12 protein-coding genes are annotated in these 15191 nt (G+C 45.8%); 1 reads left to right on the plus strand and 11 read right to left on the minus strand.

Annotated elements, in window-relative coordinates; translation table 11 throughout:
• Positions 1-19: 19 nt before the first annotated feature.
• From WKT08_RS02165 to miaA, 8 genes are all read right to left on the minus strand, one after another.
• On the minus strand, positions 20-1498 hold the full coding sequence (locus WKT08_RS02165; RefSeq protein ID WP_340279700.1) for a hypothetical protein: 1479 nt from the start codon (positions 1496-1498) through the stop codon (positions 20-22).
• A gap of 242 nt (positions 1499-1740) precedes the next feature.
• The gene (locus tag WKT08_RS02170; protein ID WP_340279701.1) at positions 1741-2145 is read right to left on the minus strand and encodes a GNAT family N-acetyltransferase; all 405 of its coding nucleotides are present in this window, start codon (positions 2143-2145) and stop codon (positions 1741-1743) included.
• 1 nt (position 2146) lies between these two features.
• A complete protein-coding gene (locus tag WKT08_RS02175) occupies positions 2147-2857 on the minus strand; it encodes a class I SAM-dependent methyltransferase (protein WP_340279702.1) in 711 nt (236 codons plus the stop codon).
• A 10-nt stretch (positions 2858-2867) separates the two neighbouring features.
• The gene (locus tag WKT08_RS02180) at positions 2868-3623 is read right to left on the minus strand and encodes an SDR family NAD(P)-dependent oxidoreductase (RefSeq protein ID WP_340279703.1); all 756 of its coding nucleotides are present in this window, start codon (positions 3621-3623) and stop codon (positions 2868-2870) included.
• Position 3624: 1 nt separating this feature from the next.
• A complete protein-coding gene (gene rnz, locus WKT08_RS02185; RefSeq protein WP_003011107.1) occupies positions 3625-4554 on the minus strand; it encodes a ribonuclease Z in 930 nt (309 codons plus the stop codon).
• A 3-nt stretch (positions 4555-4557) separates the two neighbouring features.
• Complete coding sequence (locus WKT08_RS02190) at positions 4558-5187, minus strand: cystathionine beta-lyase (protein WP_340279705.1); 630 nt, start codon at positions 5185-5187, stop codon at positions 4558-4560.
• Complete coding sequence (hflX, locus tag WKT08_RS02195; RefSeq protein WP_031576943.1) at positions 5171-6418, minus strand: GTPase HflX; 1248 nt, start codon at positions 6416-6418, stop codon at positions 5171-5173. The genes WKT08_RS02190 and hflX overlap by 17 nt, the downstream gene beginning before the upstream one ends.
• Positions 6411-7298 (minus strand): tRNA (adenosine(37)-N6)-dimethylallyltransferase MiaA, encoded by an 888-nt coding sequence (gene miaA, locus WKT08_RS02200; RefSeq protein ID WP_155124760.1) that lies wholly within the window; start codon positions 7296-7298, stop codon positions 6411-6413. Before miaA ends, hflX begins: the two co-directional genes overlap by 8 nt.
• Before the next feature lie 83 nt (positions 7299-7381).
• Between miaA and WKT08_RS02205 the strand changes: the two genes are divergently transcribed.
• Positions 7382-7552, plus strand: a complete 171-nt coding sequence (locus WKT08_RS02205; RefSeq protein ID WP_003002781.1) for a DUF3042 family protein — start codon at positions 7382-7384, stop codon at positions 7550-7552.
• A gap of 312 nt (positions 7553-7864) precedes the next feature.
• Here WKT08_RS02205 and WKT08_RS02210 read toward each other — a convergent pair whose 3' ends face one another.
• From WKT08_RS02210 to rexB, 3 genes are read right to left on the minus strand one after another with little or no spacing between them, the layout of a single operon-like run.
• Positions 7865-8182 (minus strand): DUF4298 domain-containing protein, encoded by a 318-nt coding sequence (locus tag WKT08_RS02210; RefSeq protein WP_340279708.1) that lies wholly within the window; start codon positions 8180-8182, stop codon positions 7865-7867.
• Between the two features lie 3 nt (positions 8183-8185).
• A complete protein-coding gene (addA, locus tag WKT08_RS02215) occupies positions 8186-11851 on the minus strand; it encodes a helicase-exonuclease AddAB subunit AddA (RefSeq protein WP_340280092.1) in 3666 nt (1221 codons plus the stop codon).
• Entirely contained in the window at positions 11848-15114 is a 3267-nt protein-coding gene (gene rexB, locus WKT08_RS02220) for an ATP-dependent nuclease subunit B (protein ID WP_340279709.1), read from the minus strand. Before rexB ends, addA begins: the two co-directional genes overlap by 4 nt.
• Positions 15115-15191: the final 77 nt, after the last annotated feature.

Consider the following 15191-nt stretch of genomic DNA (forward strand, 5'->3'; position numbering starts at 1 on the left):
TTCCTATTATATGACATGACTATTTTTGAACGACCCATTTTGCATCACCATAAACAACCGTAAATGGTCCATCCCCATCTGTTAAATAGTTAATTTTATATATACCAGATTCTCCTGCTTCAAGGACTGTTGGCTGTTTGTAATTTAAAGTATTATTCAGCATATAAGCAGATTTGCCATGGCCATCATAGAGATCTACATTTGTATAATCTGGAGTATTTTCAATACTGAGAGGTGTTGTATTTGATAGGGTGAATTCGACGATCAATCGATGTTGTTTTTTCTTTGTATCGATACGGTCTTGATCATCCTGAACATCCAAATTTGGATCGTCTGTTACACTATTCAGTGTAACTTCTAAGCCATTAGCAAATAGAACTGGCTCTCCAATCGCATAGCTTTTAACAGGATTTTTTGGGTTAAAATTCTTTAATTTTTCTTTTACCTTTTGTCCATCACTATTATTTCCAGATGGGATGGTCCAAAAGATATTATTCTCATCTTGCTTACCATACTGATTATCCCCCTTCATTTGTTGAGGGATTTGTAAGAGAATAGCCAAGTTTTTTAAATCAATTCGAACATCACCTTGATTTGTCACTTCCATTTCAACCGTGAATTCCGTAGGCGAAGTTTTACTATCAGCATAACCGGATAATGAGGTTGCCTCGAAATTTTTGTTAACTAACTGTTGTAAAACTGTTGAAAGCATGATATAGGAAATATGATCATCACGATTTGTTTCTTTTTCAGCATACCTTTGATGGAATTCATCGAGCCAATCATAGAAGGCTTGATTGAAATCTGACTCATTAGGATTTTTATAATATTTATTCCCTCTCGATAAAAGCTCTGGGAAGTAAGTTGGTACCTGAATGCGAATGAATACTTTGTTTCCCTTAACTGCATAGACCTTTAACTCATATTTTTTTCCAAAGCTCAATGCATTCGTCATGAGCTTCAAATACATCGGACCATATATTTTGAGGGGGTACTTCTCACCAAGATATTCCACATAAGTATTTGGATCAAAAGTACTACTGTTTTTTTCAATTTTAGGGATAATATAATCGTTCCAGAGTCGAGTATACATATCTTCTTGATTTTTTGCCCCATTGGCCTTGATTACTGTGTCTATTCTACTTTGATCTACATAGACTCCTTCAACGACCTGCAAAGCTTTTTGAACCCTTCCTTCCTCAGATAGAGAGGCTTCATTCGGTTGCTGTCCATATATTGAAATACCATCGCTATCATCTGACCTCATATATTGTGGAAGTTTTTCGAACGTTATGTATCTGATACTGTTCTTTGCATCCCAATCAAATGTTGCTGCAGGTCCTGTCTTGTCAAAATGAATGTTTTTTCGATCGATTTTCTTCTGTACTTCTTTATTCGAAGAACCTTGTTTTTCTACAGTTCCTTGTTTGCAGGCACTCAAACATACTGGTATAAGTACCGAACATAAGACAAGGCCCCATTTTATTTTCTTCTTCATTCCATCTCCTCCTAATCTCATCCTCATTTTACCATCAATCCCCCCTTTTGTCAGTCAAATAGATAAGAGGCTGGGACAAAAGTCCTAGCCTCTCAATTGTCTTTGGATTGTCGAGCAAGACGCAGTGGTTGAGTGGGCTCTACTACGCTGATTTCATCAGCTTTTACAGCCCTACTCAACTGTGCGGAGGTGGTACGACGAAATCGAATTCTTACGAATTACCGATTTCTGTCCCACTCTCTTTATTTCATATAGATCATCCCTGTACAGGATTGCTCGGAAAGTTCAACAAAGCCCAGGGATTGGTAAAAGGCTAGATTTTTCTCGCTACGTTCAGTGGCAAGGAGCCGTTGGTAGACATTTGGGAAGGTCGCTAAAGCCTCTTCTAAGAGTTTCTTTCCAATGCCTTGGCGCTGGTGATCTGGTCTTACCAAAAGGTCCTGCACAAAAATAACCGAGTGGCCATCACCTACCAAGCGAATGTAGGCGACGAGCTCTTTCTCATCATAGACGGCCAACTGCCAGAGACTAGCTTTGACAGCTTGTTCCAGCATAGATGGGTTGTTGGTATAATTGGTCCAACCCACCGAGCTGTAGAGTGCGAGTAGGTCTGTCATCGCTGGAATTTCTTTTTTATAATCTAACATCTTAACTCCTTTTTAACCGATAGTGCTGGAAGAAGGCGATATCCCGGTAAGGGGACTCTTGGCAAACAGCTAGCTCCATCTCAAGCATAGACTCTCGCCAGCCTTCTTGGCCCTTGAAGCGGTTGTCCTGCAAGGCATAAAAGACACGGATCCCTTGGTAGTCCTGAACTTCGAGGGCTAGATCGTCTACTTCTCTATCTAGATCATAGGCCTGTGCCAAACCCATGGAGTGGGTTTCCAGATCTTGACCGGTTAAGAGATCAAGCGCCTTCTGAGTATCATTTTCAAAGACGACGGTCTGTAGGACGCGGCCAACCTCATTGTGCTTGACGATAGAGAGCAGGCCTCCTGGTTTTAAGAGACGGGTGAATTCCTTGAGAACATCCTTGCGATCCTCCACATACTCCAAGACATTGTGGCAAAGGATGACATCAAAACTGGCATCTTCAAAGCTCTCTATCTGCTCCAGACTTCCGACGAATTGCTGGTAGGAATGGTCCTGGGTCCGCAAGGCCACCATTTCCTCATTAGGTTCCACAGCAAGGACTTCACTGTCTTGCGCCAAGTGATTGGCTACAAGGCCAAAGCCACTGCCGAAATCAAGGACTCGCTTACCTTTGATGTCTTTTAATTGTTCAAAAAGGATATCATAATAGATCTGTCCCCAGGGTTGCCGGAGGTTCTCTAAATAGGCTTGAATATTTGCGGCCATCGATCTCCTCCTATTTGAAATTGAACATCTTGCAGGCTAGCTTGTCCGAGATGCGAGGGAAAAGGGTATAGAGCTTGTGGGTCAAGTTCAAGAGCCAAGGAAGATTGAGCTCGCGTTTTGCTTTTCCAAAGTTCTTTACAATCTTCTTGGCTACAAAGTCGGGTTCCAAAATGTAGCGGTCCACAGCTTTGACATAGCTTCCGTCTGGGTCTGCCTGGTCAAAGAAAGTGGTCCGGATGGGGCCTGGATTAACCGTCGTCACATGGACACCAAAAGGCATGAGTTCTAAACGCAGGGCATTGGAAAAGCCAATGGCCGCAAACTTAGTAGCTGAATAAAGGCTGGATTTGGCTGTTGCAACGAGCCCCGCCATACTGACGATATTGACAATGTGCCCCTTGCCTGCTTCCTTCATGTGCGCACCAATCAAACGTGAAAACTGCATGAGGGCAAAGGTATTGACTTCAAACATGGCATGAATCTGCTCATTGGTAATCTGGTCAAACTCTTCAAAGATTCCATAGCCTGCATTGTTGACCAAGAAATCGATCTGTCCATAGCGCTGATAGAGCTCTTCTACCAAATCTTGGACGGCTGAGGAATCCGTGATATCGATCCCGATGCATTCAGCTTGAGGATGACTGGTATAGAGCTTTTCCAATTTTTCTTGATTTCTACCTAGGAGAATCAGCCGATCTTCAGGGAGGAGCTTGACCATTTCTTGGGCCAATCCTCCACTTGCTCCTGTTATGAGAATGGTTCGCATCTTATATCTCCACTTCTTCCAAATCTTTGACGACATAGACATTTTCAAAAATGCTGGACGCATCCTTGCGCAATTGGCTGATATCTTTTGATAAGAAGCGAGCACTGATGTGGTTCAAAAGAAGGCGTTTTGCTCCAGCTTCACGCGCCACTTCTGCCGCCTGCATATTGGTCGAGTGACCGTGTTTCTTAGCAATTTTCTCATCGCCCTTGCCATAGGTAGACTCATGGACCAAGACATCCGCATTGACTCCAAGGCGGACGCTGGCATCAGTCTTTCTGGTATCTCCGAGGATCGTGATAATCTTACCAGGTCGAGGAGCTGAAATATAATCCGCTGCAATGATCTTAGTGCCATCCTCCAGGGTGACATCTTGGCCATTTTTAACCTGACCAAAGAGCGGCCCAAAGGGAACACCCGCTGCCTTCAGCTTATCTGCGTCCAGCGTCCCTTCGAGGTCCTTCTGCATGATCCGGTAACCCACGCAGAAAATGGTGTGGTCCAAGGCCTCGGCATAGACCGTGAATTTATCGGTTTCTAAAATCTTACCTAGAGAATGTTCATCGAATTCATGAAAATGGATGCGGTAAGGCAGGCGAGAGCCTGATACGCGAAGACTGGTCATGACAAAGGATTTGATCCCTACTGGTCCATAGATATCCAGATCCGTCTGCTCTTCATTGGCCTGAAAGGCCCGACTAGAGAGGAAACCTGGCAAACCAAAAATATGGTCTCCGTGTAGGTGAGTAATAAAGATCTTGCTAACCTTTCGCGGACGAATAGTCGTTTCTAAAATTTGATTCTGTGTCGCTTCGCCACAATCAAAGAGCCAGACTTCATTGATCTCGTCCAGCAATTTGAGCGCTAGGCTCGATACATTACGGGCTTTTGAGGGTTGCCCAGCTCCCGTTCCTAAAAATTGAATGTCCATTGTCTACTTTCTATCTATATAAATCATGGCCGTCCGGTTCTCTGAACGGAAAGAAAGGTTGCCTGGGTAGGCTTGCGCTAGCTCAAGGAGCTCCTCTTGGTTATATCCTGATAGTTTCAAGCGTCCATCTTCCAAGGTCATCAAGTCAGTCAGGGCTGAGAGGGCTTCTGTTTTAGTGACCACTTCTGGCTCAGCCTCTTGCAAGCAGATCTTGCCATCTTTTTCAAAGACCAAACAATGTGGAAAGATCTCTGCAATTTCGAATAAAATCGAAGGGCCGATTTCCTCTGCTGGATGTTCAGCAAAGACACAGGCTAGCTCTTCATTTACGTAAGCCAAGCCATAAGACTTCCCAGATAAGTTGAGGCGAATAAAGGGCTTTCGTTCATCAAAGCTTTGCTGAACTGTGAATAAGTCAAATACCCGACTCAAGTCCAAGAAATAATCCATGGCCTCCTTGGGGCTCTTCTTTTGATAGAGCTCTGCGAAATAGGCGTTGATCACACTTGGGGGAGGCGTAATCACACGGAGACGCAATTCCTCAGGGATTGTGCTTAAAAGATTGGTCAGGTAGACCCGATCGAGGCTGGTATAGCCTCCATATTTTATTGCTAAATCAACGTAATCCGTCATAAAATTCTTCCAACTTCCACTTATTTTTCTCTGCGATATAGCCTTGAATGACCTCGACATCCTCTTCAAATTCGCGCTGGTCAATGATCGCTACTGTTTCTAGATCATGTGTCCGATAAGATTTTGAAAAGGGAACGCGAATGGTAAAGGGAACAAAGAGTTCTCTCAGTTTTTCTAGGAGCAAAGCCTGGAGATCTTCACGGGCTGTCTCAGAGCGTGCTGAAATCAAGCTAAAAGGTGTCTGGGTTGGTGTAAAGTCTGCTACTTTATCTGCTTTGTTGTATAGCGTCAAGCGAGGGATCTCCAGCATATCCAGATCCTTCATGATCGAAAGCACCGTCTTTTCATGCTCCTCGTGATTAGGATCAGATGCATCGATGACATGGACCAGGAGGTCTACATTCTTACTTTCTTCCAAGGTTGACTTAAAGCTCGAAACCAACTCTGTTGGTAGATCTTGGATAAAACCAACCGTATCGGTCAGCGTCACTTGCAGATTACCAGTTAGATGGATGCTCTTAGTTGTTGCGTCCAAGGTCGCAAAGAGTTCATCGGCTTCATACTGGCTCTTACTGGTCAGCTGATTCATAATGGTCGACTTTCCTGCATTGGTATAGCCGATCAAACCAATCTTAAAGACAGGTGATTCCAAGCGTTTTTCACGAAGGGTTTCCCGGTTCTTTTCAACTGCCTTGAGCTGACGCTCAATATCGGTGATTTGATTGCGAACGCTCCGGCGGTTCAACTCCAACTGACTTTCCCCTGGACCACGAGAACCAATCCCCCCAGCTTGACGGCTGAGCATGATCCCTTGACCGACAAGGCGTGGCAAGAGGTATTTGAGCTGGGCCAAATGTACCTGCAACTTCCCTTCATGACTCCTAGCCCGCATGGCAAAGATATCTAAAATCAACTGCATCCGGTCAATGACCTTAACCCCAAGGATTTCTTCTAAGTTAACATTTTGACGGGGGGTTAGGCGATTATTGACCACCACGGTCGTAATCTCATCTGCTTCGACCATTTGAGCGATTTCTTCGAGTTTTCCTGAGCCGACAAAGGTCTTGGTATCGTATTTCTCCCGCTTTTGTGTATAAGAGCCCCGGACATCCCCACCAGCTGTTTTAGCCAGGCTCGCCAACTCCTCCATAGACATGTCAAAATTGTCCATACCTTGAAGTTCCACACCGACCAAAAGGATGCGTTCTTGTTTTTTTTCTGTTTCAATCATGCTGTAAAAACTCCTTTACATCTGCAAGAACCTGCTCCTTGAAGTGGGGGGCAGAAATGGCGTAAAATTTTACTTCCATCCGATTTCGAAACCAGGTCAACTGCCGTTTGGCAAAGCGCCGCGTATTGCGCTTGAGGATCTCACTGGCTTCCTCAAGGCTCTGCTCTCCCTTAAAGTAAGGAAAGAGTTCCTTGTAACCAATCCCTTTAGCTGCCTGAACCTCCAGATGGTCATCATAGAGCCACCGAGCTTCATCCAGCAAGCCTTCCTCTAGCATGCGATCTACTCGGCGATTGATGCGCTCATAGATCAAGGATCGATCATCATCTAGACAGATGAGATAGGGTTCATAATCGGTCTCTTCGTTTGCGAGGTCCTGCCCAAAATGCCCAATTTCAAGAGCCCGCATGGCCCGACGGCGATTGATCTGAGGAATCACAAGTCCTTGCTCCGCTACCCTTTGGTACAAGTCTTCATCCGACAACAAATCCAATTGAGCGCGATAGGCCAGAATCTCTTCATGAGGAACTTCACCACCTAGATGATAACCTTCGAGCAAACTTTGGATGTAAAGGCCTGTCCCACCTGCAATGATAGGAAGCTTACCTCGGGCTGTGATCTCTTCAATGGCAGTCTTGGCTTCTCTTACAAAATCAAAAGCCGAGTAAGACTCGGTCACCTCCCGCACATCAATCAAATGATGGGGAGCTGCAGCTTGCTCTTCTGGTGTCGCCTTGGCTGTTCCAATATCCAGCTTGCGATAGACTTGTTGACTATCGCCACTAATGATTTCACCATTGAGGGCTTGTGCTAAATCGATCGCAAGAGCTGTCTTTCCAACAGCGGTCGGTCCCACAATCACAATTATCTTGGTTTTCATCGTTTTTCCTTGCAAAATTCACGTTTTTTCGTTACCATATATTATAACATAAATATTTAAAGTTCAGAAAAGGAGAAATTCTCATGGCTAAAGGATTTGGTAAAGGTTTTGTTACTGGTGTTGCTGGTACAGTTGCTGCTGTCGCAGGTGCAGTTTACACATTCAAGAAAAAAGTAATCGAACCAGAAGAACAAAAAGCAGCTTTCATCGAAGAAAACCGCAAAAAAGCAGCACGTCGCCGTGTCTCACACTAATCATTCAAAAAGCTCCGGGCAACCGGGGCTTTTTTTGTATCTGTTAGTTGCTTTTACATTTTAATAAGTCAGTCGAAATATCCAATGAATTAGTCAAGTAATCCCACAATTCTCTATGTCATCATTTACATATTTTTCTTTCCGCAGTGACAAAAGTACCTGAAACAGGAGCTGTTTCAGGTACTCGGAATTATTGAGACCCTAGGCTCAATAATTAGCTATGGAACTTCATGGATTGCTGAAATCATCCACTGGATAATTTCACCTAGCGTCCGCCGTCACCTAAGGAAAGATAAAATATAAAGAATGATTTCACCGTTCTTTGATCATCTTCGTTGCGATCTCCAAGAGTTCCACTCCCATCTGAAAATGCTCGTCTAACAAATCATAGACGGCATCTTCGGACAAGACACCACAAGGAAGATCTTCTGGAAAGTCAGCTTGATTGGACAAGTCCAAATCATCAAAATAGGCCTGACTACTATAATAATCGCGCAGTTGGATATAGCTTTCTTGATGCTCTCTTAGTTGTTCCACTGCTTTTTTGGTTTCTTCCAAAGTCTTGGCATAGTCATTCAAATAACCTTCCATTCTTTGGATCCGTTCGATGTTTTCCTGTGCAATTGCCATGATTTACTCCACTTTCACCACTTCTAGATGGATTCCTCCTAGAAGCACGAGATATTTTTCTACTTGCTCTTTGCCATAAGAACGACGAAGAGCTTCTGCATAGAGATCGAGCTGATCCCGGTAGCGTTCGACCAACTGGCTAGGAACCTTGTAGTGATCCGTCTTATAATCAAAGAGCAGGATCCGGTCTTCTAGCACCAAGTAACCATCCAAAATCCCCCGCACGACGAAGTCCTCACCACTGGCTGGATCTTTCTTCAGCATGGCAAAGGGAGCTTCGCGACGGACACGTGGGGCTTCTTTTTGAAGCAAGGCCCCCAAAGGCGTCTCATAGAAAGCAAGGATGGCCTCTAGCTTGATACGGGCTTTGACCGCTGGCTCTGCTTGAACTTGCTCCAAGGCTTGACGCAGTGTATCTAGCGTGATTTCTTCTTCAAGAGGCACGCGCTGCATGAGTTCATGGACAGCACTACCGACCTGGGCTCCTGTCACGGCTTTTTCTTGACCAAAAGTTGGCAGCTCAAACTCAGGCGTCACAGTCTTTGCATCCATAATCTGGACGCCATTGGCATCCATGACCGGCTCGTAGAATTTCTTAATCTGACTAGGAGTACGGACACTTGGCAAATGAATGGCCGGAGCATAGAGCTGATTGAGACGATCAACATTTTCCAAGATATCCAAGGCCCGGCGAATATCCTCTGACTGGCGGACATCCTTGAGCTGATCCAGGCGGGCATCCTTTTCCTTCTCTAGTGGCTCCAGCTGGTCTGGTGTCAGGTCTTCATCTGTCACAAAACGCGTGTCATAGGCTAGGGTATTCTTGGTAAATACATCTTGAATAGCAAAGAGCCAGTCCTGATAAGAGGTCCATTCTTTTCGTTTTTCCGGATCCAGCTTGCCATTGCGACTAGTCCCCCAATCGGTATCACGCAGTTTGTCCTCACGGCCTTTTCCGACCAAATAGAGCTTGAGCTCAGCCCGTGTCATGGCGACATAAAGAAGACGCATCTGCTCAGAAATTGTGGCCAGTTTTGTTTCTTCCACATTGCGTTGGTAGCAAGGTGTTTCGATCTGCAGGCGAATGGTTTCTGGAGCAGCTGGATTTTCTGTCTCAACCGGCAGGTTCGCAACATATTTAAAGCCAATCCCTTTTTGACGACTGAGAATGATTGGCCCCGATTGATCCTTACGGTTAAAGGCCTTGTCCATATTGAGAATAAAGACATACTTGAATTCCAGCCCCTTACTCTTATGGACGGTCATGAGCTGGACGGCATCTTTTGGAGCCGCAAGAGGGACGCTGGCCAAATCGTGTTCATTTTCGATCACCTTGTCGATCATAGCAATGAAGCGCGACAAGCCCTTGAAGCTGGCCTTCTCATAATCATTGGCCCGAAGCGTCAAAGCGTAGAGGTTGGCCTGGCGCTGGGCCCCATTTGGAAGAGCGCCGACATAGTCATAGTAATAGCGATCATCATAGATTTTCCACAGCAAATCATAGAGCGAAGAGGTCTTGGCAGCAGCGCGCCATGCGGATAAAATTTTGAGGAAGTTCTCGATTTTAGCTGAGAGCTTGGCATCAATCAACCGTGCCTGCTCTGCAGTCTTTTCAAGGGCTAACTGGACCTTGTGGTAGAAGGCCACTTGCTTTTGCTCTGGAAGCGTCTGTAAGGAAATCCGTGCCAACTCATCTTCATCAAAGTCAAACATGGGGGATTTCATGAGAGCAACCAAGGGATAATCATGCAAGGGATTGTTAATGGTCCGCAAGGTATCCAACATGACCATTACTTCCAGTGACTCAAGATAATGCGCCTGTCCGCTATCTGCCACAATCGGAATATGGTACTGGTCAAAAGCTTCCAGTATCGCATCATTTCTCGTTCGAGTCGCAGTCAAGAGCGTGATCTCTTTAAAGGGCACTTTTTCCACCCGATGGAGACGTAAAATTTCTTTGATGACCAGGAGAATTTCTCCCTTGGAAATCGTCTCGACTCCAAGGGAAGCTTCCTCGTCTTCAGTCTTTTCTTCCTGATCTTGGGAGCCATCATAGAGCAAAAATTCTGCTCGATGTTGTGGCAAGGCCATCCGCTGCTTGTCGCTTCCTGCAACCAGATAATGGGTTTGATTGTAGTCAATCTCTCCTACCTCTTCGTCCATCAAATGGCGAAAGACATCATTGGTCGCGTCCAATACCTCCACATGACTCCGGAAGTTTTCCTTGAGGAGGATCAACCGTCCTTTCGCCCCTTCTTCTTGATAAGCCTTAAATTTATCATTAAAAATCTGTGGATCTGCCTGACGGAAGCGGTAAATGGATTGCTTGATATCTCCCACCATGAAGCGATTGTGGCCATTTGACAGCAAGTCCAACATCCGCTCTTGGGTGTGGTTGGTATCCTGGTACTCATCGACCATGACCTCATGATAGCGCTCTTGATAGGCTTGTCTCACTTCTGGGAATTGCTCTAAAATTTGAATGGCAAAATGACTGATATCCCCAAATTCATAAGCTTTTTCTTGGATTTTTCGCTCCAAGTAAGCGAGAGCAAAGTCTCTGATAAAGTCCCGCAGCAAGGAGAGCATGGGGCCTTCTTCTTGGTGGAAGGTTTGTTGAAATTCCAGCTGATAGAGCTGATTTTCCAAGTCTCTGAGGCGATTGATATGTATGGTTTTATCCTGGTTATAGGCTGTGACTAACTCTTTCAACTCTTCCTTACGGGCTCTGTTGGTCAAAGCTCCCCCATTTGAAGCCCGACTAATCGCGACGACAGCTTTTAGGACAGAGGTCAGTTGCTTTTTATTGGTGCGACCTGTCAGGCTTCCAATCTGATCGAGCACCTCTTCTACAGCTTCCAAATATTTGGCCTTACCAAATGCTTGGCCTTCATTGGACAAATGAAAGGCAAAAAAGCTTTCTGCCTCATAGAGGGCCTGCTGGATGCTCTCCATCAGAGTAGCTTCCACCTGGTCAAAATCGGTCTCTTCATAACCTTTTAGGAAATGCTCTTCCAGCCATTTCTCCGGATCACTGGTCGACTGAAGAAAGTCATAGATCTGGTAGATCTGTTCTTTAAACAAGGTCAAATTTTTGCGCTGCCCTGTGAAATTCTTGACCATCTGCACAAAGGCTTCTTGGTTTTCCCCCTGGTAATAGCGGTCAAAAACAGCTTGAAAGACTTCATTTTGTAAGATGCGTTGCTCACTGGCATTTTGTAAAATGCGAAACTGAGGCGCCAACCCAAGCAAATAGCCATAGCGCGTTAGGACCTTTTGGGTAAAAGAGTCCATGGTTCCGATATCGCTGGTGGCGACATCTGCGATTTGACGGGCCAGGTGTTGCTTGAGCTCTGGGTCATCGCTCGCTTGCAGGGCTTTTCCAAGTTCACTTTCCAAACGCTCCTTGAGCTCCCCTGCTGCCTTGACCGTAAAGGTCGAGATAAAGAGCTCCTTAATCGAGATGCCTCGCTGGATCTGATCCAAAATCCTTTGCACCATGACAAAGGTCTTCCCCGAACCAGCAGAGGCTGACACCAAGATATTGGTCCCCGAACTATAGATGGCATCGATCTGTTCTGGTGTTCGCTTTTGCTCTTTGGTAGAAACTGCCTCTTGGGCCTGAAGGGCCTTGATTTCTTCTCTTGTCAAAAATGCTTGTTTGATCATTTGTTCAAGACCTCCTTCATCTTCTCGATCCAAGCGGTTTTCACCTTTTCACCGCGTATTCCTTTTTGGTCTAGTTTGGTCAAGAACCGTGCCTGACCTAGGTGACGATCCGCTTCAAATCCTGTGATCGATTTAAACTGCTCCACGAATGGTGCGATATTGCGCCCATTTTCACTATAGGGATTGATGGCAAATTGCCCCTTGAGAATCCCTTCTGCTGCTGTTTTATAGAGATAAGCGTTGTACAAGAGGAGCAAGTCCAGCTCTTCCTTACTCAGCATCATGGCCTTGTTTTTGTCATAGGCCTCGCCCAGATAAGGCGCCTGATCTGCCATAAAGAGCCCCTTGTACTGTTGACTTTTCATGGTTTGGTTGATGGCATCCTCTACTGTCTTGGTCTTTTTCAGATCCACTACAGGATCTCCCATTTCCAAATACATGGCCCCGAAAATCCCCTGCTCTTCTTGGTATTCCTTCAGATCCTGGATGGCAGAAAGATAGGTCGGCAATTGAGAATTCAGGCCATTAAAGAACTTGTCATAGTGGAACTGCGTCAGACTGGACTTGTAGTCCACGACTCCGAGGGCTCCCCGATCCCTCAATTGATCAATGCGGTCCACCTTGCCTCGTAGCTGCAGAAGACGGCCATCGGACAATGGATAAGAGGTGTGGGTGCTCCCTCCAAAGAGGGTCTCTTCACCAATGGTCTCGATGCCATTTTGCTGGGCGAGGACCCGTCCGGTTGTTTTCGCGGTATCAAGAAGCAACTGACGAATAAACTCGGTCTCTCCACTTTCAGCATACAATTGCTGGAACTCTGCTTCCTGGCTGGTTTCTCGAATCGCCTCGTTTAAACGCCGATCAAACGCTTGATCGGAGCTATCTTTTAAGACTTTTTCAAAGATCCGGTGCAGGAAATTCCCATGACTGCGAGCATCTGGCCGGATGGTTTCGTCTTCTTGTAAGCCCAAGACATAGCGCAGATAAAAGGCATACTGGTGCTTGTAGTATTCATTCAAGGCAGAAGCGGATAAGGTCAATGCTTTGCCCTCTGGATAGAGCGCTTGAAGCGTATCCGACTGAAGCTGACGGCTCTTTAATTCCGTTGAAATTTGAGGAATCTGGATGCCTTCAGTGGCTAATTTCTTGCGTAAGACCCGTACCGCCACACCCCAAAAGCTGGCTTCTTCAGGAGACAACTCACTCGTAATTTCTTCTTGATGGAGCTCGATCACGCGCGCTAAAAGGGCTCGGTAGGTCCCGATATCATCACTCGAAGCTTGGGCTTGTTTGGTCGTCCACTCGATGGCAATAGGCTCCTTGGCCAATTCGACAAGGTAAGGAGAGACACTATCTTCCATTTCATTGACCAAGCTAGGAGCCGATAGAACCAGTTGGTTGGTCGCCGCATTGAGGAGCGAAACTGCCACAAAGCGATTCTTCTTGAGATTTTCGCTGGTCACCACCTGGAGCTCTGCTCCTTCTTGGGTGGCGTCATTGAGCTGCTGGCGCTCTTCTTCACTGAGTAGAGAGGTGTTCTGAGCGATCTTTGGAAAACGCTCCTGGGTCAGCCCGATCGCGTAGACGTAAGGCGCTGTCAAGGGTTCAATCAAGTCATAGGACTGAACCGTGACTACATCGACCGTAGCAGGAATTGTCCGGTATTGAGACAATTGCATCCCCGATAAGAGGAGGGCCAAAAAGTCATCCACTGTCAGCTCTTGGTCCTCAAAGACCAGGTTCAACTCTTCTAAGACATGAAGGAAGGCCTTCCAGACTTGATCATAGCGCTCCTGCTCCTCCAAGGATAGATCCTTGATCAAAGCTTGTAGGTTCTGAGAAAGCTGAGCCTCTTGCAGAAACTCTGTAAAGGCGGTTAAGAGATGGGTCACCTTTTGTTTGCGCTGTGAAAAGAAAGGGACTAGAGGTTCTACGACGCGTTCTCGGAGAGTATTGAGCTCTTCCAAATTAAACTTACCCTGACGATTGCTGGTAAAAGGCTTGTGAAATTTTGTAGCACCCTTTACTTCTGCAAAGCGAAGGTATTGCTCAAAAGCATCGACTTCCTCTTGCGTCAGATCACTATACAGACCCGTTTTCAACAGATTGATAACGTCTTCTGTCTGGTAATTGAACTGCTTGATCCGCCCTAGCGATTCAACGACCTGAATCAAGGGATGGTGGACCATGGCTTCACTTCGTCCCAAGTAAAAGGGAATCTGATACTGGTCAAAAATGGTCTTGAGTTGCAGTTGATAAGCTTCTACATCGCCTAGCAAGACCCGAATATCCCGATAGCGGGCCCCATCATGAAGACGCTGACGGATCGATTTAGCGACAAATTCCAACTCTTCCTTTTGCGTATTGGTTTGCCAGAGTTGAACCGCTGTTCGGTCGTGCTCCTTGAGCTCATTTTCAACTTGTGAAAAATCGTAGCGCGCTTCTAGCATGCGGGTAATGCGACTAAAGGAATCTTCAATCGCTTGCCCACAATACTGAGGCTGTACCTCAAAAGTCTTAGCCAGCTGAAGGAGAAAGTCAACACTAGCCTGGTAAAGATTGCCCTCTCTAAAGCTTGCTCGATAGGCTTTTTCACTGGCATAGACCCCGATGACAATCTCCACTCCTTTTCGGTGAAGGAGACTAATCAAAGCCTCTTCTTCCGCAGAAAAACGCGTGAAGCCATCGACGACGATCGCTACATCCTGTAATTGCTCTTCCAGCCGTCCTTCTTCGACCTGATTGAGGAAAAAGGCCATCTTGGACTGGGATTCATACCGGTGCTGGACCAGCATCTCAGAGACTGCTTCAAAAATCGCCAAGAGGTCCTCTCTTTTTTCAGCTTCCTCGAGCAACTCCAAATCTGTAAAATCCATCTGGGCTGTCTGCAATTCATGATAGAGCTGGACCAGTTGCTGGATAAACTGAGGATCCTTACGCAGGGCCCCGTAAACTTTAAGATCCTGCTCCTTCATGTGGGAAAGAGCTTTAAAAAATAACATGCCGAGACCGATATCATCTAAGGGTTGCTCCTCAAAAACCTGATTCAGGATGAAATAACGAGCCATTTGGGCAAAGCGCGTGACAGTAATGGCAAAAGAAGCCTGACCTTCTAAATAGGACAAGACCTTGGCTTCTTTTTCAAAGGAAAGAGAGTTGGGCGCAATGTAAAACACACGCTTGCCCTTTTCTACTAACCCTACGGCTTCTTGTGTCAGGACCTGGGTCAAGGGGGTCCGAACATCCGTATAGAGTAATTTCATCCGATACGTTCTCCTTTTGGCATTTTCTTGAGAGCTTGTTATCTCCTTATTATATCATTTTCACAAGAGGGACTAAA

Source organism: Streptococcus sp. HCA-5024 (genome assembly GCF_037890265.1).
Lineage (GTDB): Bacteria > Bacillota > Bacilli > Lactobacillales > Streptococcaceae > Streptococcus > Streptococcus lingualis.

Coding starts and splice junctions, on each gene's coding strand:
- WKT08_RS02165 (WP_340279700.1), bottom strand. CDS start 1,498: ATGAAGAAGAAAATAAAATGGGGCCTTGTCTTATGTTCGGTACTTATA.
- WKT08_RS02180 (WP_340279703.1), bottom strand. CDS start 3,623: ATGCGAACCATTCTCATAACAGGAGCAAGTGGAGGATTGGCCCAAGAA.
- addA (WP_340280092.1), bottom strand. CDS start 11,851: ATGATCAAACAAGCATTTTTGACAAGAGAAGAAATCAAGGCCCTTCAG.
- miaA (WP_155124760.1), bottom strand. CDS start 7,298: ATGAAAACCAAGATAATTGTGATTGTGGGACCGACCGCTGTTGGAAAG.
- WKT08_RS02190 (WP_340279705.1), bottom strand. CDS start 5,187: ATGACGGATTACGTTGATTTAGCAATAAAATATGGAGGCTATACCAGC.
- WKT08_RS02210 (WP_340279708.1), bottom strand. CDS start 8,182: ATGGCAATTGCACAGGAAAACATCGAACGGATCCAAAGAATGGAAGGT.
- WKT08_RS02205 (WP_003002781.1), top strand. CDS start 7,382: ATGGCTAAAGGATTTGGTAAAGGTTTTGTTACTGGTGTTGCTGGTACA.
- WKT08_RS02175 (WP_340279702.1), bottom strand. CDS start 2,857: ATGGCCGCAAATATTCAAGCCTATTTAGAGAACCTCCGGCAACCCTGG.
- rexB (WP_340279709.1), bottom strand. CDS start 15,114: ATGAAATTACTCTATACGGATGTTCGGACCCCCTTGACCCAGGTCCTG.
- hflX (WP_031576943.1), bottom strand. CDS start 6,418: ATGATTGAAACAGAAAAAAAACAAGAACGCATCCTTTTGGTCGGTGTG.
- rnz (WP_003011107.1), bottom strand. CDS start 4,554: ATGGACATTCAATTTTTAGGAACGGGAGCTGGGCAACCCTCAAAAGCC.
- WKT08_RS02170 (WP_340279701.1), bottom strand. CDS start 2,145: ATGTTAGATTATAAAAAAGAAATTCCAGCGATGACAGACCTACTCGCA.